A 19,376-nucleotide genomic window follows, 5' to 3' on the forward strand; every position below is an offset into this window, starting at 1 on the left:
TTTAATAATTTTAGCAAAAAAAGGAACAAGTAGATTGGACTATTTTATAGGTATATTTGGTATAAATTTCAAAATGCCTCTTTTTATCCTAAAAAGAGGCATTTTTTTAATTTTTAAAACCTAAAATCGATTATAAACCACTTATTTTGTTTTAAAAACCTTTAAAATGCGATACAATATCAATTTTTTTTAAAAATGCCTTAAATCGAATGTATGAAAGCCATTTTTTTGATGAATTATGAAAAAAATGGAAGTTTTAAGAAAGTTTGATTCGGATTTTAAAAAATAAAATAAACTAAATACAATTTGTTAATCTAATTTATTAAAGACTTTGTATTTGAAAAAAAATTGGATTTGTGTAACGATTAAATACCGAAAGTCGTTTTATAATAGATTGTAGCAATTATAGTTTTTTTTCTAACAAATTAAACATGTTGTTCGTGGTGGTGGCTTTTTATAAAAATGTATCATTGAAATATTTTTATAGTAATACAATATTCAGTGCTGTCTCGATTGGCGAAGTCCTAATTTAATGTTTTCTATTTTGGGCGAAATTTTAACTTTTATTATCAATTTTAACAACAATTTTTAATTAAAATAAATGAAGTGGATATACAATTCTATTTTGTTACATTTTTAAAAATATACTACTTGATTCCTCTTTTCTTTGTGGTTTTGTAACTTGGCGACTGTCATTTCACATAAACATCCAAAGATGCAAAGAAAATGAGATGCTTTCTCTATTTGGTAGGAGTAACGGAATGTCTTATAAAAAAAACAATTATTTTTCGTTTTATAATTAAAAATATATTATTTTTGAAAACTGAAAAAATTACATAAAAAAACAATGAAAAAATCTATTTTAATTATTGCATTAGCAATATCAATTATTTCTTGTGAAAAGAAAGTAGCCGAAGTTAAAGAAGTAAAAACGGCGTATATAGACACCGCAAAACTGATGGAAGAATATACAGAGTCTAAAGATATTCAGGCTAAATACAAAGATAAATCGGAAGTAATGGGCAAACAACTTGAAGCCGAAGCAAACAGATTAAAATCTGAACAGCAAAATTTTCAGGCAAATGCTCAAAAAAATGGGCAAGAATGGGCCCAACAAAAATATGCAGAATTACAAAAAAGAGACCAACAATTGCAAATGGCTCAACAACAAATGTTGCAACAATTACAACAAGAAAGCGGTGCTGAAATGGATTCTGTAGTAAAAACAGTTAAAAAATTCATTAAAGATTATGGTAAAGAAAAAGGCTATGCTTATATTTATGGAACTGGTGAAACAGCTACCGTATTGTATGCACAAGACCAATACGACATTACGAAAGACATTATCAAACTTTTGAATGATAAATACAAATCACCTGCCAAAAAGGAGGAACCAAAAAAAGAAGAAACCAAAAAATAACATTATAGCCTCCTATTTTTAGGAGGTTTTTTTTTGGGATACATTTTTCTAAATCAATTCTTTTTTTTAATTTTATGCTTTAATTTTATACCATGCAAACATTATCTGAAGCCGCAAATTTTACACTCAAATTTATCAACCAAACACAAAAATCTGTTTTTTTAACTGGAAAAGCAGGTACAGGCAAGACCACTTTACTTCACGAAATTATTAAAACCACACACAAAAACACCGTGGTTGTAGCCCCAACAGGAATTGCAGCGCTCAATGCAGGAGGTGTTACCATACATTCGATGTTTCAACTGCCTTTTGGAGGTTTTATTCCCAATTATAAAGAAATGACTTGGGAAGACAATGTCAAGTTTGAAAACAAAAATACCCTAGTAAAGCATTTTAAAATGAACAACATCAAGCGAAAAGTAATTCAAAATATGCAATTACTTATCATTGATGAAGTAAGTATGTTGAGACCCGATTTATTGGACGCTATAGATTTTATGATTCAAAATGTTCGAAAAAACAGCTACCCTTTTGGTGGGGTTCAAGTATTGTTTATCGGCGATTTGCTTCAACTTCCTCCAGTAATTCGTGAAGAAGAATGGCGAACTTTGAAACAATTTTATAAAGGCAAATTCTTTTTTCATGCCCATGTGTTGCAACAGCATCCGCCCTTGTATATAGAATTATCTACAATATACCGTCAAAACGACCAACTTTTTATAGATGTTTTAAACAATTTGAGAAACAATACTATTACCAAAAAAGATGTATTGTTTTTGAATAAATATGTAAACCCAAATTTCGATTTCAAACAAAATCAAGGTTATATTACATTAACCACTCACAATGCAAAGGCCGATAGCATCAATACCACTGCAATTGATGATTTGAAAGGAAAGTTGTTTACTTATCAAGCCGAAATACAAGATGATTTTCCCGAAAAAATGTATCCTTTAGACAAAGTTTTAAAACTCAAAAAAGGAGCTCAAGTGATGTTTGTAAAAAACGATTTGTCGAGCGAAAAACAATTTTTTAATGGCAAAATGGGGGTTGTTCACAGTTTAACAAGCGAAGCAATTTTTGTAGCATTTCCAGAAGATCAAACCATTATTGAAGTTGAAAAATACGAATGGGAACACATCAAATATACTGTAAACCCATTAACTAAAGATATTGAAGAGGAAGTTTTAGGCACTTTTGTTCATTATCCGCTCAAACTGGCTTGGGCCATAACAGTTCACAAAAGTCAGGGTTTAACATTTGATAAAGCAGCCATTGATGTGTCGCAGGTTTTTGTGCCAGGTCAGGCCTATGTAGCACTTTCTCGTTTAAGGTCGTTAAACGGGCTGGTTTTGCTTTCTACACTGCAAATGAATGGCATTTCAAATGATGCTGATGTCATGCAGTATGCCGAAAATAAAACCTCCGAAACGGTTTTACAATCTGTTTTAGAGACCGAAACTAAAAATTTTGTTCACCACTTTCTAAAAAATAGTTTCAATTGGAACCTTTTTGCCAACGAATGGCGGTCGTTTTTATTAGATTTTCCAGAGGAATCCGAAAAATCTTTTAAAACACAACAAGTAGATTGGGCCAAAAAACAAACGGAAATAATTTGGCAACTTATAGAGGCTGCCAATAAATTTATGGCACAGTTAGACAAACTTTTTGGTCAAAATCATTTGGATTTAGATTTTATTTTACAACGTTTTTTAGCAGCATATCAGTATTTTTTTGAACCGTTAGATGGTATGTATTTTGAAATTCTTTGGAAATTAGAGGCTGCCAAAAAAAATCAAAAAGCCAAAGGTTTCTTTGACGAAGTTTCGGATTTAGAATCTATGTTGTTGGACATTATTTTGCAATTGATGAAGGCTAAATTGATTATTCAAAATTATGCTAAAGGTCTTGCTATCAATAAAAACACTATGATTTCTGATGAAATTAACCATTATAAAAACAATAAAATTCAGTTTGTTGTAAAGGCATTTGACAAACAGTTTTTAGACCTTTCATCAACAGAAAAAATAGAAAAGAAAGTTACTAAAACTTCTTCAAAAAAGTCAACTTTAAGCCTTACTTTGGCACTTTGGCACGAAGGAAAAAAAATTCATGAAATAGCTCAAATCCGAAAGTTGTCGGAATCAACCATTTACACCCATTTTATAAAATTGGTAGCAAGCCAACAAATAGCCATTCAAGAAGTTGTATCTGAAGAAAAATGGCAAGCCTTGAAAGATACTTATGCTTTATATAACAACCTAACTATTCAAGAAATAAAAGAAAAAACTGGGAATACCTTTAGCTGGAACGATTTGAAATTGTTTCAAGCAAGTTTGTAAGTTTTTATAAGATAATATTTATGTTTTTTATTTTTTATTTTGTTCAAATTGTTGCAATTGATTCCAAATCAATTGAAATGTTTGCTCTTTAAGTGCTTTTTTGGCTTCTAATGTTTTACCTTCTGTTTGAATAAATGTATGTGCATGAACCCTCATGATACCAGGACTTCCGCTTAAAAATGTAAATGAAAAACGTTTTTTATTATCGGCAAATGTAAATGGAACTATTGGAATTTGATGCTCAATAGCCAATCGGAATGCTCCATCTTTAAAATCGTCAAGCATTACAGTCTCTTTAGGAACGCCTCCTTCTGGAAAAATACAAATACTCAGCCCTTGGTTCAATCGTTTTTGAGCTCTTTGAAAAACTTCAAACCTACTTTTGGAATTGCTTCTATCCACTAAAATACAGGTACGTTTGTAAAAAAAACCAAACAATGGTATTTTTGATAATTCTTTTTTTCCAACAAATACAAATGGATTTCTATTGATGGCCAACATCAGCATAATATCGGTCATAGAGGTATGATTGGCAACAAACATGTAGCTTTTATTAGGAAGAAGGGCAGCTTCTTTTTCTACTTTATAATAAAAACCCATACCATACAAGATGAATTTTGCCCAAATGCGAGCCATTACAAAAAAATAAGGGTACCATTTTTCTTTTAAAATAGAGATAATTAAAAATGGCAACATGGCCAAAATAGGCAAAGCCATTAGGATATAAAACCAAATCCGCCACAAAATCCAAAAACAAATTCTTAAAAATCGCATTTTTATTTTTTTTATGAATCGTCAAATATAATAATAAACCCATAAATTGTACAAGCTAAAAACTCTTTTTGAAAAAAAAGCATAAAAAAGCAACAAAGCATGGTCTAAAATATCCAAAACTTTACGAACTTTGCCCTAATTTTTAATAATATAACATTTACGTTTTGAATTTTAGTGTTTCAAAATGTAAATCGTTATGGATTGTATAACACTAAATACGCTTTTTTTATGAAGATAATTGTACCTATGGCTGGTCGTGGATCTCGATTGAGACCGCACACTTTGACTGTTCCAAAACCCCTAATACCTATTGCTGGTAAATCTATTGTTCATCGGTTGGTCGAAGATATATCTAGTGTAATCAATCAAAAAATTGATGAAATAGCCTTTATCATCCACAAAGATTTTGGGACTCAGGTAGAAAAAGACTTAATCAAAATTGCCGAAAACCTAGGTACAAAAGCCAGTATATATTTTCAAACAGAACCCCTTGGAACTGCACATGCCATAATGAGTGCCAAAGAAAGCATGACAGGCCCAATAGTAGTTGCTTATGCAGATACCCTTTTCCGTGCCGATTTTACTTTGGATACTACTGCCGATAGCGTTATTTGGGTAAAACAAGTGCCAGACCCTAGTGCCTTTGGCGTTGTACAACTAAATGAACAAAATGATATTGTTGATTTTGTAGAAAAACCAAAAGAATTTGTATCTGATTTGGCCATTATTGGCATTTATTTTTTTAAATCAGGCGAAACTTTACGTTCAGAGTTGCAATATTTGCTAGACAACAACGTTGTAAAAGGTGGCGAATACCAATTGACCGATGCTCTTGAAAACATGAAAGTAAAAGGATATCGATTTGTACCAGGACAAGTAGATGAGTGGATGGACTGTGGCAATAAAAATGTAACGGTGGAAACCAATAGCCGCATGCTACAATTTTTAGCCAACGATGGTCATGATTTGGTTTCTAAAAACGTAAAACTAAACAATGCCACTATCATACCACCCTGCTATATTGGCGACGATGTAGTGCTTATCAATGCAACCGTTGGTCCAAATGTGTCTTTGGGCAAAGGATGTCATGTGGTAGAGGCTACCATCAAAAATAGTTTAATTCAAAATCATGCACACATCAAAAATGCTCATTTGGATAATGCCATGATTGGTAATCATGCAAGTTTTGATGGCCATTTTACAAGTATCAGTATTGGCGATTATTGTGTTTTAGAATAATAAAATTGGTTTGAAAAAAGGGTATTGAAAGCAATGCCATATAAGCTATTGTAATAGTTTTTATACATCATGAATCATAAAGCAGCATGTGTTTGGATAAGTTTTTTTTGTTGTTCCAATGTACTTTTGGGACAAAATAATCCATTGGAAAAACAGTCGCCAGATGCTGCTTTTCAGTCGCATTATTTTGAATCGTTGAAACAAAAAGCAATTGAAAATTATGATAAATCGATTTTGGAACTCGAAAAATGCAACCAACTGATTCCCAATAATTCCGTTATATATTTTGAATTAGGAAAAAATTATTTGGCACAAAAAGATTATATAAAAGCACTAAACTTTTTTGAAAAAGCCACAAAGCAGGACAACCAAAACAAATGGTATTGGGTAGGGATGTATGATGCCTTATATGCGTTGAAAAATTATAAAAATGCCATTCCTATCGTAGAAAAACTAATCAGTTTTGACGTCATTTACAAAGAAGACCTTACCTCGTTGTACATGGAAACCAAACAGTTTGATAAAGCATTAATACTGATCAATGAATTGAATGAAACCATTGGTAGAACCGATAAAAGGGATTTGTATAAGGCCGACATACTTAAAAATAGTCCAACACAACCCTCGGATATAGCCCATTTGTTGCAACAAATCAAACAAAATCCTCAAAACGAAGCTAATTATTTAGATTTGATTTTCTTGTATTCCAAAAACAATCAAGACGATCAAGCAATAGCCATTTCAAAACAACTCGAGCAAGCCATTCCTGGATCTGATTGGGCTCAAGTAAGTTTATTCAAATCCTATTTGACAAACAATGAAGGCAACAAGGCCGTAAAAGCCATGAATATTGCTTTGCAAAGTCCCAAAATAGACATCAAAATTAAACACAGGATATTGAACGAATTTTTGATATTTGTAAAAAAAACACCTGAATTTTATCCCGATTTAGCTCCAGCTGTAGCATATTTGAAGGAAGATCAAGACGTTATGGTAACTAAAGAAGTAGCTAAATTTTTTCATAAAGCAAAAGAGTTTCAAAAAGCCATTACCTATTATGAAATGTATGTCAAAGAAAACCATGCCGATGATGTATCCACAACTCTTTTGTTGTTTGAATGTTATGCCGCTACACAGCAATTTGAATTATTACAAACAAAAGCGGAACAATGGATAGATTTATACCCCTCGCAACCCGAATTGTATTACTATGCAGGATATGCCAATAACCAACAAAAACAGTACAAAAAAGCCCTTATTTTGTTAGAAACAGGAATGGATTTTGTGGTTGCAAACAACAATTTGGAAATCAATTTTTACAAACAAATGAGCGACTCTCATAACGGATTAGGCAATATGGAAGAAAAAAATAAATATGCCACATTGGCCAATCAATTAATTAATAAAACAAAATAATGCAACGCTATATTGGACTTTTTCTTTTAATAGGTATGTTTTCTTGCAAAACAAAATCGGTAGTAGTAACTCCAGTAGTACCAGTAGATACTACAAATGTGGCAACAGCAAAAATGATTGCCCAATATTATACCAAAATAACCCCAAAATTTAATTCCATCAGCATCAAATCTAATGTAAAATATGCAGACGAAAGGATGTCTCAAAATGTCAATGCCGAAATTCGGATATTGAAAGATCAAAAAATAATGGTATTGGTGAGGGTATTAGGCATTACAATGGCAAAAGCATACATTACTCCAGATAAAGTACAGTATTACGAAAAAATAGGAGGCAAATATTTTGATGGTAATTTTGAAGTTTTAAGCCGTTGGCTTGGTACCGATTTAGATTTTCAAAAAATACAAAAATTACTCATAGGTGAAGCTTTAGACACGTTGAATAGTCAAACAGGTAACGTAAAAAGCGACATGGGTTTTTATAAAATAGAAACTGACAGCAACCAAGGGGTGCAAAAACAATTTTATATTGACTCTAATGATTTATTGCTCAAAAAAGAGCTCATTTTTCAGACAGAAAAAGACAGAATGTTACAAATATTGTATCCTACTTTTGCCACACACGAAAAAGCTTTTTTGCCCGAAAATGTATTGATAGAAGCCAGTCAGGGCACTAGCAAAACCAATATTGAAATGGAATACAAATCTGTTACTTTTGACGAAGAATTGACATTTCCATACCAAGTACCAAACGGTTATGAACCCATCATCATATCAAAAACAGAGTAAAAAAATAGCAACATGTTAAAGAAAATTTGTTTTTTTGGATTAATTATTTGTACTTCATGGAGTTGGGGACAGATGACGCAGGAAAAATTGGAAGAAAAAAAAGCGCAATTACAAGCTCAAATTCGAGAAAATGAAAAATTATTGCAGAACGTAAAAAAACAAGAAAAAACCGTTTTGACAATAATTAATTTAAAAAATCAAAAAATCAAACTCAAAGAAGAATTGATTAGAACAAACGAGTTGCAAGCCCAACTTTTGAATAAAAACATGCACAAAAACCAAGTCAAAATCCAGCAATTGCAAGGCGATTTGGAGTTACTCAAAAAAGATTATGCTGCCATGATAGTAAAGTCATACAAAAGCCGATCGGAACAAAGTAGGGCCATGTTTTTATTATCGTCTGAAAGTTTTTTGCAGGCATATAAAAGGGCCCAATACATGAAACAATATGCCAGTTTTCGAAAAATTCAAGGCGAAGAAATTGTTCAAAAAAGCAAAGAATTGAATGGTTTTAATAAAAAATTAACCGTTCAAAAAACGGTAAAACAAAAACTGATTAAAGAAAATTTAGACGAAAAATTAGTACTTGAACAAGAAAAACAAGAGCAATTAAAGCTGGCTAATTCAATAAAAAAAGACAAAAAGAAATTGGCTGCAGAAATCAAACAAAAACAACGAGAATCAAAAGCAATCGACCGACAAATAGATAAATTAATCCGAGATGCAATTGCAGAAGCCAATAGAAAAGCAGCCGCTAGGGCCGCAAAAGCCAATCCCAAAAAAGTAGTTACACCAGCAGCAAGCAAAGCCACAGAATCGTCCACCAAAATTGTGCTTACCTCTGAAGGAAAAATAGAGTCGGACAATTTTAAAAACAGTAAAGGCAAATTGCCTTGGCCTGTAGAACACGGTACGGTGTCGTTACGTTTTGGCGATCAAAGGCATCCAGAGTATCCGTCATTGACCATACACAACAGCGGGGTAGAAATTTCAACAGAACCCGGAGCCAATGCCAGAGCCGTATTTGCTGGCGAAGTAACTCAGGTTCAGGTAGTTTCGCCTGTAAACAAAGCAGTTATCATCAAGCACGGTGATTTTTTTACGGTATATCAAAACCTCAAAACAGTCAATGTTAGAGAAGGAGATAAAGTGTTTATCAAACAAAATTTAGGACAAATAAGAACTAATGGCGATACCGGCAAAACCATTATCAAATTTATGATTTCACAAAATACTACTTATGCAAACCCTGCCAATTGGATTCATGGGATGTGATGTTTTTTTAATGAACGTGAGATATATGAATAAGAAATAAATGTAATTTTATACATTTATTTCTTATATTATGAATGATAAATTAAGGTGTTTTCAAATTATGTTAGGGTTGAATTTGTACTTGTACTTGTAATGAACGATTATGATGCCGCTTACAAACTCATCGTAAACGGAAAAGTGCGTGTGCGTAACGAAGTATATGTCAAGGAAGCAGGACTAACTTGGCCCGACTACGTTTTTGCAAGCGACTACAAACTCATGCCACTACAACAAGTAGCACAACACATACAAGAAAAAGGCCACTTGCCTAACATGCCAAGTGCTACCGAGGTAGAAAAAGACGGCATAGCAGTAGGAGATTTACTTATCTTTTGCTAACTTCTTTTCTAATTCATCAATTCTTTTAATTAGAATTTGCAAAATATCTTCGGGAATATTATTAATTAGTACCGTTATTACACCCAACAACCCTACCATTATTTTTTTTTACTTTGTTTGAAGTTTTATCATCAATAAAATAATCAAAATCTACATCAAATTCATTACAAATTTTATTCATCAATAAAAAATCAATTATTAGTATTACCACTTTCAATACTACCTAATGTTGTTTGCTCTATACATATTTTCACAGCCAATTCATTTTGAGACATTTTTTTATTCTCTCTTAATTTTCTGATTTTAATTCCTATTGACGTCATACTATTTGTTTTTCCCTCAAAATTAGCATTATTTCTATTAGTTGCAAATTTAATAAGATTTAAGTTTGCTTTAACAATAAAAAATTATAAAAAATTATAAAAATTAAATAAAAAAGCAAAAACATTTGCATAATTAAAAAATAAGTGTTAAAATTACTTAAAAATAAATATAACACAAATAACTATGAAAACACTAAAAACACTTTCGCTTTTATTTTTTGCCATAATAAATAATGTGTATGCTCAAGACTCTTTTCTTGATGCAACTTTTGGCAACAGTGGAAAAGTAATTTTTAATAAGGTTGATGATACAGAGCAAGCTACGTGTTTAGCAAAACAGTCTGATGGAAAAATTATTGCAGCAGGTACATTTATTACTCGCTATAATTTAGATGGTAGTATTGATACTAGTTTTGGTGATAACGGATTTGTTAAAATATTACCTTTTAAATATCTAAATGAGAATGGAAATATAGTAACAAATTTTATTAAATGTAAAATTACTGCTCTTGGAGTTAATTCAGATAATAGTTTAATAATTGCTTATAAACCAGCTGAAAACATAGACTATTTTCTTTATAATGTACTAAAATTAGATGCGAATGGCACTATTGACAATAGCTTTGTTTATACTGTTCCTTATATATATAATTTAAACAGAAGTGTTAATGTTATTAAATGTCTTCCAAATGATAAAATTTTAATTGGAGGCGGGTCATACAGTCAAATGGGGCAATATTCAACTCTTTTTACTCAACTAAATGCAGATGGTAGCATAGATACTTCTTTTAGTACAGATGTTTACTTTCATGCAGGTATGGTGTCCGATATTCAAATTCAATCAGATGGCAAGTACATAATTGTGGGCAATAATCCTATTGGAGAGATGTATCAGAGTTCCTATTGCGGAAGAATTAATCCAGATGGCTCTACCGATGTGTATTTTGGAAATCTAGGCTTTATTTCAATAAGTCAATTTATCTCTAATGAAGTTTATAATTGTGTTATTCAATCGGATGGAAAAATAGTAATTTTTCAAAATAGTGGTTATTGGGCAAGCGTTCCGCTACCAAATAATCCTAATGAATTTATCTATGATGTAAATTACTTATCAAGATATAATAATAATGGTGCTATTGATACTACTTTTGGCAACAATGGTAGAGTGATTAAATATCAATCCATGAATAATGATTCACGAAGAAAAGTTTTTCTTGATAACTTACAAAATATTTATACCACTTACAGCTACAACAACAAAACTCAAATAGATAAATTTGACAGTAACGGACAGTTTTTAACTAGTTATGAAAAAGGGGCAAGTATGGTTTTCAACACTTTAGCCGATGTTTTGCAAACGACTGATGGTGATTTATACTTTTTAGCAACTTCCTATTTATTTTCCGATTTTTCATTGTTAAAAACAGATGCTAGTTTAACAAACAACACAAGTTTTGGAAACAACAGTTATGCAAATACAGGATTTGAAACAACAACAAGCAGTAATAATAACAATGGGCATGTTGTATATAATTCGGAATTGCAACCTGATGGAAAAATACTCGTATGCGGTAAATTAGGAAGCAATTTAATTAAACGATTTAATGCTGATGGTTCAGAAGATGTTGCTTTTAATAGTATAAGTAAATATACAGCAGAAGTAGCTAATGGTTATAATAATTCAAACAACTATAGTTTAGCATTGCTCTCAAGTAACAAAATAATTGCGGGTTATAATTATTCTTATTACGATAATCAAAACAATTATATTAATAAAACAAGACTATTTAAGTTAAATATTGATGGAACAGTTGATACAACATTTGGTACTAATGGAGTTTTAGAGTTTGTAAGTGTTTCAGGAAAATTTACTATTTTAGTTCAAAATGACAACTCATTTTTTATAGTTTGTAATACAAAAGTATATAAATTTAATGCCGATGGCACACCTGAAATAAGTTTTGGTACAAATGGTATTGCTACTTACTCGCAGTTAGAATATGCAACAGCTATTTTGCAAGGCTATGCTATATACATTGGAGGTACAAAAAATAATGATTTTGCATTATTAAAAATAGGAGCTTCAGGAACTGTTGACACCACATTTGGCACAAACGGAATTGTAACTACCGATTTTTCAATTAGAAACGATAAAATAACTAAATTACTTGCCACTTCAGATAATAAAATAATTACACTTGGTAGTTCAACAGGAACAAATAGTGTAACTGCCGCAGCAAAATATAATTTAGATGGTAGTTTTGATACCAGTTTTGGTATTTTAGGTCGTTTGCTAATTACTCAAAATGTGCCAGTAGATGCGGTTTTGCAAACCAATAACGAAGTAGTATTTTTAACAAACCAAACCACTAGTGGAAGTTATAACGACTTTTTACTAACAAAACTAACCACCACAGGACAAATAGACACCGCATTTGGCAACAACGGAATAATAACTACCGATTTTGGGTTTACAACCGGAAATGCTAAAAATTTACTCCTGCAACCTAACGGACAATTTATTGCAACAGGTTCTAATAATGCTATTTTAATGGCACGATATGGTGAAAATTTGTTAGCTAATGAAACTTTTAATGCTTTAATTTCAGATATAAAAGTATATCCAAATCCGTTTATTGATACTATTACAATAGACTTTAATACTACTACAAATGATGCTACATTTTCTCTTTTTGATTTAACAGGAAAAGAAATTAAAATTAACACTATAAAAACACAACAACATAATAATAGTGTTACTTTACAGATGCCACAAAATGTAACAACAGGATGTTACATACTTCAAATTAAAACAGATACAGCAACAAAAACTGTAAAAATAATAAAATAACAAACTATGAAAGCAACGATTATTTCATCCGTTCGACAAATTGGCTCGGGTTACGAACACAAAAAAACAATTTTACTACTTCTTATAATAACCTTATTAGGTTGCACAGAGGAAACTATTATCAACAACTATTCAGCCGAAGGACTTGGCAAAACCAACGTATATATTGAAGGGAATATTACTAACGAAGAAGCACAAGCTAAATTAATTGCTGAAATTGGTAGTCAAACCGAAAATATTTATGTGCAAGAAACCACACAATTAACTGATATTACTATAAATTTTTCTAAAAATTTAAGAGATATTTACTTTAATAATAACCAATATTTGAAAAATATTAACATAAAAGGAACAAATAACAAAATCAATAAAATTGAAATTGAAGATGGACATTATTTAAACAAAATACTAATTAATGGAGTAGTTGAAGCTAATCAATTAGATTTTGGACACATGGCTGGAGATTATAATTTGAATGAATTTATAGATATAGAATGTCATGATTTAGTTACTATTCAAGGAAATTTAAGATTATTTATTGGGCAATATGACCACCCTGTTTTTAATAAATTAAATTTTTATGATTTAAAATATATAAATAAAACGATTAAAAATAGCACATACAATAGGTGGCAAGGAAATTATTCAGAATTTAATATGCCTGAATTAAGAGAAGTTCATAATTTAGAGCATTATATACATGTTACTAATTTGGAATATCCAAATTTATCAAAAATAAATAATCTTGGTATAGACTATGGTCCAATTAATCAAGAAATAAATTTCCCTATATTAGAAATGAGCAACATTATTGGTATGGAGGTTTATTCAGGTGTAGTTAATTTACCTCGTCTTTTAACAACAAAATATTTTGCCGTATCTGGTAATAATTCTATTATTAACACCCCTATTCTAGAACGTGCTGATTATTTACACTGGTTAAGTAATGATAATATTATAATGCCAAATTTAAACTATTGTATAGAATATGAAAGATACCCTCCATCGTCTGAAGCTGTAAATAATGTATTAAATCAATTTATAAATATTAATCCAACAAGTGGAAAACATATCAAACTTTACGGCTATTTAGCTACAGGGCAGGGTATTATAGACAAACAAACGCTTATCAATCAAGGGAATACAGTAACCAATTATTAATATAAATTTTAGAAACATGAAAACACAATTTTACAATTTAAAATTCATACTTTTGGGTATGTTTTTTTCAACATTAATGCTAGCACAAACAGGTGACGTAGGTCCTACTCTAGAATAAATTATAACACAAATAATTACGCAGCCTCAAAAACAAATAGTTTTCAAATACCATCGGAATATAAAATGTATCAAGTAATACCAAATATATTTATAAAATAGTCCAAAGATGCGTAGTTATTTTTTAGAAAAAATTTTCAAAAAAAATCGTTGCATAGCTGGGTTACGGAACTATTTTTTTTGGATAATTTTAGCAAAAAAGAACAAGTAGATTGGACTATTTTATATGTATATTTGGTATTATTTTTAATTTTCAATAAATTTATAAAAATATTATTTTGTTAGGTAGTGTAAATCATTTGGTACAAACTAGCTTTACATTTTCAAATAAAAATCACGGGTCAATGCTATATATTCAGGTGTATATTGGTGCCTAGAAATTTCGATTATCAAGTCGTTTTCAATAAGTTTTTCAGCTTTTTGGGTCGAAAATGCTATCAAACTGCGTTTGAAAGCGGCATTTGCATGCCCTTTTACATGGGTTATTTTTTGAGGGTACAAATCAAATGTGCTTGCCATAGCAATAAAATTTGGGGCTTCTTTATACGGAACAATTACCGCAAAAATGCCATTGTCTGCCAATAATAAAGCGACACCTTCCAAAAGATGCTCAAAAGGCAAAGCCTCCTGAAAACGGGCCATATCTCGTTGTGGATTGTCGCTATACACCGTTTCCGAAAAAAAAGGCGGATTTGAAACAATCAAATCATAAAGTTCTTCGGGTTCGTCCATAAGTTCGTCCAAACCCGCATGAAAACAAAACAAGCGATCGTTCCAAGGTGCATTTTCAAAATTTTCTGTAGCTTGTTCATAAGCATCTTCATCTATTTCTATGGCGTCAATTTGTTGAGCATCAGACCGCTGAGCCAACATCAAAGCAATGATGCCCGTACCCGTGCCTATATCCAAAATGTTTTGTGGATCGTTGTCTATTGGTGTCCAAGCTCCAAGAAGCACCCCATCGGTACCAATTTTCATGGCACATTGGTCTTGATTTACGGTAAATTGTTTGAATTGAAAACTCATTTTTTGTGTTTTACAAATATTTCTTTAAAATTACTTTTTTCTGCTTTGGAATGGCAGCAATTTCAGTTTCTATAACTTTTATTTTTGCTTCTATTTTCTCAATTTCTGAAACTATTTTTTGTTGTTCGGAAAGTGTTGGAAGTGGGATTTTTATATTTTTATCGTTGCTAAATGTTCGTTTTTTGAATAATCTGTGTAAACTTCTATTTGATAACCATCAGGATTTTTTCTTGCCCAAACTAATGCTGTAACTCTAATAAAATAATAGAGTTATCCGTTTAGGTACTTACTATAATCTCACTATATTTAAGGGGTTTAGTAATTACCATCCTTTTAATTAAGTTATCAAATATAGTTTGTTTGCTATTTGATCTATTTAATCTGTAGCTGTACTCGTCCAAATATTTTTCAATATGTTCTTCATGCATCCATGAGAAAGTGCTTCTTAACCAAGCCTTAACTTGATGTATAATTGTATTTATCTCAAAAAAATCAGAACTATTACTCTTAATTTGGGTTATATCATACATCTCTTTTAATGGTTTGTATCCTGTCCATTCATCAGTTATTATTTTTGCCTCAGTGGATATATGTGCATCAAATATTTTTTCTAGTGATACCGAAGAATAATCATTTATTAGCTTAAAATAGGCTCTTTTTACACCACCGTTTTTATCTATTTCAACTGCAGCCACAATTTTCTTTTTCTTACTATCTGTACTTCTTCCTTGCTTGAGTGTTTCTTTACCACCAAAAACGAATTCATCAACGATTGCAGTACCTTTAATGGGATAACACTCGCTACTTTTCATTGCTTTTCTAACCTTACTCATAAACAACCAAGCCGTAGATTGCCTTATATTTAATCGCTTTGCCATCTGATTTGAAGAAATACCTTTTGTGGTTGCACTCATTTCAAAAACGATTGTAAAAGCTTTTCTCATACCAAATTTAACTTTATGGAACATAGTGTTAGCCGATGGACTTTCGATGTGATGACAGTTATTACAGTCTCTTGCAAAATTTGCTTTTCTAACAGTATATTTACTATTGCCACATTTTACACACTTATAACCGTTTGACCATTTCCGATCTGCTAGATATTCTAGACAATCTAAATCTGTTTTGAATTTATCAAAATACTCTATTATTCCTTGACCTAAGAATTGTTCCATAGCCTATTGTTTTAGTTATTACAAATATAAGTATTTAAATGGATAACTCTATAAAATAATTAAACCAATTTCTTTCACCTAAAATCTTAGGGTTAAGTTTGTTGGTTTTAATTGCATTTAGTATTTTAATTTGAAGTTTTGTCATGATTTGGGTTAAATAGCTAATATTGAAATGTTGTAACAAGAATATTTTCAGCAAAAATAAAAATGTTTTGCGACAATTTACGCTTTTTGGAATAAAAATCCATAATTTTCAATTTATTAAAAAGGTTTTGAAAATGAAAAAAAAATGAGGCCTTGAAATCTTATTATACAAAGATTCCATTATTTTTGCACCAAAAGATTCGCATGACAAAACCTGATTTGCAACTCCAAATTCAAACCCTCCCCGATAGTCCTGGAGTGTACCAATATTATGATAAGGAGGGCAAAATTTTGTATGTTGGCAAAGCCAAAAACCTCAAAAAAAGGGTGTCATCTTATTTTAACAAAGTGCACGACACGGCCAAAACCAACGTATTGGTCAAAAAAATTGTAACCATCAAACATATTGTGGTACCAACGGAAACGGACGCCCTTTTGTTGGAAAATAACTTAATCAAAACCTTACAACCTCGATACAATGTCCTGCTTCGTGATGATAAAAGTTATCCGTGGATTTGTATTAAAAAAGAACCTTTTTCGAGGATTTTTGCCACAAGACGCATGATCAAAGACGGCTCGGAATATTTTGGACCTTATACCAATTTCAAAACCGTTTCTACTATCTTGGAATTAATCAAAGAGTTGTATCCGTTGCGAACTTGTCAGTTCGATTTGAGCCAAAAAAATATTGAAAATCACAAATTCAAAGTGTGCTTAGAATACCACATTGGCAACTGTAAAGGGTGCTGCGAAGGTTTTGAGTCTTTGGATGATTATCAAAAACAAGTGGAGGCTATCCGACAAATTTTGAAAGGAAATTTCAAAGAAAGCATGAAAGATTTCAAACAATTGATGACCACTTATGCCGAAAATTTGCAGTTTGAAGAAGCACAAAAAATAAAAGAAAAAATGATGGTTTTAGAGCAATACCAATCACGCTCTACAATCATCAATCCAAAAATATCTAATATTGATGTTTTTTCTATTGTGTCTGATGAGAGTGCGGCTTTTGTCAATTTTTTACAAATTTCACATGGTGCCATCATTCGGTCTCATACTATGGAAATCAAAAAAAAGCTGGACGAAACAGACGACACTTTGTTGGAACTGGCCATTGTCGAACTTCGAGAGCGGTTTCAATTGTTGTCAAAAGAAATAATTGTGCCATTTATGGTCGATCTTGGTGAGCATATCAAAGTAACCGTGCCACAGTTGGGAGACAAGAAACAAATTTTAGACTTATCTATTCGAAATGCAAAATTCTATCGAATAGAACAACTCAAACAATTACAAATAGTTGATCCAGAAAGGCATACCAATAGAATCATGACTCAAATGCAAAAAGATTTGCGGTTGAGTGTTGCCCCAAGGCATATAGAATGTTTTGATAACTCCAACATTCAAGGTACAAATCCTGTTTCGGCTTGTGTGGTTTTTAAAGATGGAAAACCAAGTAAAAAAGATTACCGACATTTTAACATCAAAACAGTTGAAGGCCCTAATGATTTTGCCTCGATGGAAGAGGTGGTTTACCGCAGATACAAACGACTTTTAGACGAAAACGAACCTTTGCCACAACTGATCATCATTGATGGGGGCAAGGGGCAATTGTCATCGGCACTCAAAAGTATTGATGCCCTAGAGCTTCGTGGAAAAATTGCCATTATTGGAATAGCCAAACGACTAGAAGAGTTGTTTTATCCTGGTGATAGCACCCCTTTGTATTTAGATAAAAAATCCGAAACCCTCAAAATCATTCAGTATTTGAGAAACGAGGCACACCGTTTTGGTATTACTTTTCACCGAGACAAGCGAAGTAAATCGGCACTCAATTCTTCATTAGAGAGTATTCCAGGCATTGGCGAAAAAACCATGGAAGCCCTCATCAAGCATTTTAAAAGTGTCAAAAGAATCAAAGAAGCCTCAGAAGCCGATATTGCAACCCTTGTTGGTGCCTCAAAAGCAGCAAAAATAGCCCAATTTTATGCCTCAAAGGAGGGTTGATTTTTTACAAAAATACAGTACCAATTAATAAAACCACAATTAGCATACAAACAACCTGAATTTGTATCATCTTCTTCATAGATAAATGGCCCAATTTTGCACCATAATTTAAAATCAATAAAATGAAAAAAACAATTTTAATTACAGGTGCAAGTAGTGGTATAGGTAAAGAAACAGCTAACTTGTTTCATTCTAAAGGATGGAATGTAATAGCAACCATGAGAAATCCTGAAAATGAAATAGCGTTGAAACAATTAGAAAATTGCTTAGTAACCAAGCTAGACGTGTTGGATGTTAGCTCAATTGAAAATGCTTTTGATGCAGCAATTCAAAAATTTGGAACTATTGATGTATTGCTCAATAATGCTGGGTATGGTGCTTATGGCCCCTTAGAAGCTTTTAGTAAAGAAAGAATTGAGAGACAATTCAACACTAATGTTTTGGGGCTCTTGGATGTTACAAAGGCAGTTTTGCCACATTTTAGAAAAAACAAAAAGGGAATTATTATCAATATTTCATCAATTGGTGGCAAAATGACGTTTCCGTTGGGTTCGCTATATCATGGAACAAAATTTGCTGTAGAAGGAATATCCGAATCTTTGAATTTTGAAGTAGAACAATTTGGTGGACAAGTAAAAATTGTAGAGCCAGGTATGATTGCTACAGATTTTGCAGGAAGATCTTTTGATTTTACTAATGATGAAAGCATGGCAGAATATCAAAATATTGTTGGTGCCCTGATGGGTGCAATGCCTGCTATGACTGAAAATGCGTCACCAGCAAGCTTGGTTGCCGAGGTGATTTTTGAAGCAGCAACAGATGGCAAAAAACAATTGAGATATACCGCTGGTGAGGATGCCAAAACACTTGTTGCAAACAGAAAAGAATATGATGATGCCACATTTATTGGAGGTATAAAAGCACAATTTGGAATTTAAAAAAT

The 19,376-nt window shown here is 31.7% G+C and carries 15 protein-coding genes and 1 pseudogene; 11 read left to right on the forward strand and 5 right to left on the reverse strand.

From position 1 onward, the window contains the following. Window positions 1–847: 847 nt before the first annotated feature. Both FBFL15_RS00080 and FBFL15_RS00085 read left to right on the forward strand, forming a co-directional pair. On the forward strand, window positions 848–1,420 hold the full coding sequence (locus FBFL15_RS00080) for an OmpH/Skp family outer membrane protein (RefSeq protein WP_014082650.1): 573 nt from the start codon (window positions 848–850) through the stop codon (window positions 1,418–1,420). A gap of 92 nt (window positions 1,421–1,512) precedes the next feature. Then, window positions 1,513–3,762, forward strand: coding sequence for a helix-turn-helix domain-containing protein (locus FBFL15_RS00085; protein ID WP_014082651.1), 2,250 nt, complete (start codon window positions 1,513–1,515; stop codon window positions 3,760–3,762). Between the two features lie 27 nt (window positions 3,763–3,789). Here the strand turns inward: FBFL15_RS00085 and FBFL15_RS00090 are convergent, their stop codons facing one another. Next, complete coding sequence (locus FBFL15_RS00090; RefSeq protein WP_014082652.1) at window positions 3,790–4,536, reverse strand: lysophospholipid acyltransferase family protein; 747 nt, start codon at window positions 4,534–4,536, stop codon at window positions 3,790–3,792. 228 nt (window positions 4,537–4,764) lie between these two features. Here FBFL15_RS00090 and FBFL15_RS00095 point away from each other — a divergent pair, with 228 nt between their 5' ends. The 5 genes from FBFL15_RS00095 to FBFL15_RS00115 all read left to right on the forward strand — a co-directional run bounded on the left by FBFL15_RS00095 (window position 4,765) and on the right by FBFL15_RS00115 (window position 9,632). Then, complete coding sequence (locus FBFL15_RS00095; protein WP_014082653.1) at window positions 4,765–5,775, forward strand: sugar phosphate nucleotidyltransferase; 1,011 nt, start codon at window positions 4,765–4,767, stop codon at window positions 5,773–5,775. A 69-nt stretch (window positions 5,776–5,844) separates the two neighbouring features. After that, on the forward strand, window positions 5,845–7,191 hold the full coding sequence (locus tag FBFL15_RS00100; RefSeq protein ID WP_014082654.1) for a tetratricopeptide repeat protein: 1,347 nt from the start codon (window positions 5,845–5,847) through the stop codon (window positions 7,189–7,191). Next, a complete protein-coding gene (lolB1, locus tag FBFL15_RS00105; protein ID WP_014082655.1) occupies window positions 7,191–7,979 on the forward strand; it encodes a lipoprotein insertase outer membrane protein LolB1 in 789 nt (262 codons plus the stop codon). Before FBFL15_RS00100 ends, lolB1 begins: the two co-directional genes overlap by 1 nt. Window positions 7,980–7,991: 12 nt before the next feature. Next, window positions 7,992–9,254 carry a murein hydrolase activator EnvC family protein gene (locus FBFL15_RS00110; protein WP_014082656.1) on the forward strand — a complete coding sequence of 421 codons (1,263 nt, stop codon included), beginning with the start codon at window positions 7,992–7,994 and terminating at the stop codon, window positions 9,252–9,254. A 132-nt stretch (window positions 9,255–9,386) separates the two neighbouring features. Then, on the forward strand, window positions 9,387–9,632 hold the full coding sequence (locus tag FBFL15_RS00115; protein WP_044031936.1) for a hypothetical protein: 246 nt from the start codon (window positions 9,387–9,389) through the stop codon (window positions 9,630–9,632). Between the two features lie 191 nt (window positions 9,633–9,823). Here the strand turns inward: FBFL15_RS00115 and FBFL15_RS16050 are convergent, their stop codons facing one another. Then, window positions 9,824–9,955, reverse strand: coding sequence for a helix-turn-helix domain-containing protein (locus tag FBFL15_RS16050; RefSeq protein WP_014082657.1), 132 nt, complete (start codon window positions 9,953–9,955; stop codon window positions 9,824–9,826). Between the two features lie 184 nt (window positions 9,956–10,139). On the opposite strand from FBFL15_RS16050, the gene FBFL15_RS00120 reads away from it, so the two are divergent. Together FBFL15_RS00120 and FBFL15_RS00125 are read left to right on the forward strand one after the other, a co-directional pair. After that, window positions 10,140–12,806 carry a T9SS type A sorting domain-containing protein gene (locus FBFL15_RS00120; RefSeq protein WP_014082658.1) on the forward strand — a complete coding sequence of 889 codons (2,667 nt, stop codon included), beginning with the start codon at window positions 10,140–10,142 and terminating at the stop codon, window positions 12,804–12,806. Window positions 12,807–12,812: 6 nt separating this feature from the next. Beyond that, complete coding sequence (locus FBFL15_RS00125) at window positions 12,813–13,967, forward strand: hypothetical protein (RefSeq protein WP_014082659.1); 1,155 nt, start codon at window positions 12,813–12,815, stop codon at window positions 13,965–13,967. Window positions 13,968–14,399: 432 nt separating this feature from the next. Here the strand turns inward: FBFL15_RS00125 and FBFL15_RS00130 are convergent, their stop codons facing one another. The 3 genes and pseudogenes from FBFL15_RS00130 to FBFL15_RS00135 form a co-directional block, all read right to left on the reverse strand. Further along, on the reverse strand, window positions 14,400–15,110 hold the full coding sequence (locus FBFL15_RS00130; RefSeq protein WP_014082660.1) for a tRNA1(Val) (adenine(37)-N6)-methyltransferase: 711 nt from the start codon (window positions 15,108–15,110) through the stop codon (window positions 14,400–14,402). A gap of 10 nt (window positions 15,111–15,120) precedes the next feature. Continuing rightward, window positions 15,121–15,282, reverse strand: a pseudogene (locus tag FBFL15_RS17175) (restriction endonuclease subunit S); the annotation flags it as partial. A 106-nt stretch (window positions 15,283–15,388) separates the two neighbouring features. Beyond that, complete coding sequence (locus FBFL15_RS00135) at window positions 15,389–16,285, reverse strand: IS1595-like element ISFbr1 family transposase (RefSeq protein ID WP_014082661.1); 897 nt, start codon at window positions 16,283–16,285, stop codon at window positions 15,389–15,391. Window positions 16,286–16,633: 348 nt separating this feature from the next. On the opposite strand from FBFL15_RS00135, the gene uvrC reads away from it, so the two are divergent. Next, window positions 16,634–18,433, forward strand: coding sequence for an excinuclease ABC subunit UvrC (gene uvrC / locus FBFL15_RS00140; protein WP_014082662.1), 1,800 nt, complete (start codon window positions 16,634–16,636; stop codon window positions 18,431–18,433). A 122-nt stretch (window positions 18,434–18,555) separates the two neighbouring features. Next, window positions 18,556–19,371, forward strand: a complete 816-nt coding sequence (locus tag FBFL15_RS00145) for an SDR family oxidoreductase (RefSeq protein WP_014082663.1) — start codon at window positions 18,556–18,558, stop codon at window positions 19,369–19,371. Window positions 19,372–19,376 lie beyond the last annotated feature (5 nt).

This window comes from Flavobacterium branchiophilum FL-15, assembly GCF_000253275.1.
Lineage (GTDB): Bacteria > Bacteroidota > Bacteroidia > Flavobacteriales > Flavobacteriaceae > Flavobacterium > Flavobacterium branchiophilum.

Coding starts and splice junctions, on each gene's coding strand:
- FBFL15_RS00080 (WP_014082650.1), top strand. CDS start 848: ATGAAAAAATCTATTTTAATTATTGCATTAGCAATATCAATTATTTCT.
- FBFL15_RS00085 (WP_014082651.1), top strand. CDS start 1,513: ATGCAAACATTATCTGAAGCCGCAAATTTTACACTCAAATTTATCAAC.
- FBFL15_RS00090 (WP_014082652.1), bottom strand. CDS start 4,536: ATGCGATTTTTAAGAATTTGTTTTTGGATTTTGTGGCGGATTTGGTTT.
- FBFL15_RS00095 (WP_014082653.1), top strand. CDS start 4,765: ATGAAGATAATTGTACCTATGGCTGGTCGTGGATCTCGATTGAGACCG.
- FBFL15_RS00100 (WP_014082654.1), top strand. CDS start 5,845: ATGAATCATAAAGCAGCATGTGTTTGGATAAGTTTTTTTTGTTGTTCC.
- lolB1 (WP_014082655.1), top strand. CDS start 7,191: ATGCAACGCTATATTGGACTTTTTCTTTTAATAGGTATGTTTTCTTGC.
- FBFL15_RS00110 (WP_014082656.1), top strand. CDS start 7,992: ATGTTAAAGAAAATTTGTTTTTTTGGATTAATTATTTGTACTTCATGG.
- FBFL15_RS00115 (WP_044031936.1), top strand. CDS start 9,387: ATGAACGATTATGATGCCGCTTACAAACTCATCGTAAACGGAAAAGTG.
- FBFL15_RS16050 (WP_014082657.1), bottom strand. CDS start 9,955: ATGACGTCAATAGGAATTAAAATCAGAAAATTAAGAGAGAATAAAAAA.
- FBFL15_RS00120 (WP_014082658.1), top strand. CDS start 10,140: ATGAAAACACTAAAAACACTTTCGCTTTTATTTTTTGCCATAATAAAT.
- FBFL15_RS00125 (WP_014082659.1), top strand. CDS start 12,813: ATGAAAGCAACGATTATTTCATCCGTTCGACAAATTGGCTCGGGTTAC.
- FBFL15_RS00130 (WP_014082660.1), bottom strand. CDS start 15,110: ATGAGTTTTCAATTCAAACAATTTACCGTAAATCAAGACCAATGTGCC.
- FBFL15_RS00135 (WP_014082661.1), bottom strand. CDS start 16,285: ATGGAACAATTCTTAGGTCAAGGAATAATAGAGTATTTTGATAAATTC.
- uvrC (WP_014082662.1), top strand. CDS start 16,634: ATGACAAAACCTGATTTGCAACTCCAAATTCAAACCCTCCCCGATAGT.
- FBFL15_RS00145 (WP_014082663.1), top strand. CDS start 18,556: ATGAAAAAAACAATTTTAATTACAGGTGCAAGTAGTGGTATAGGTAAA.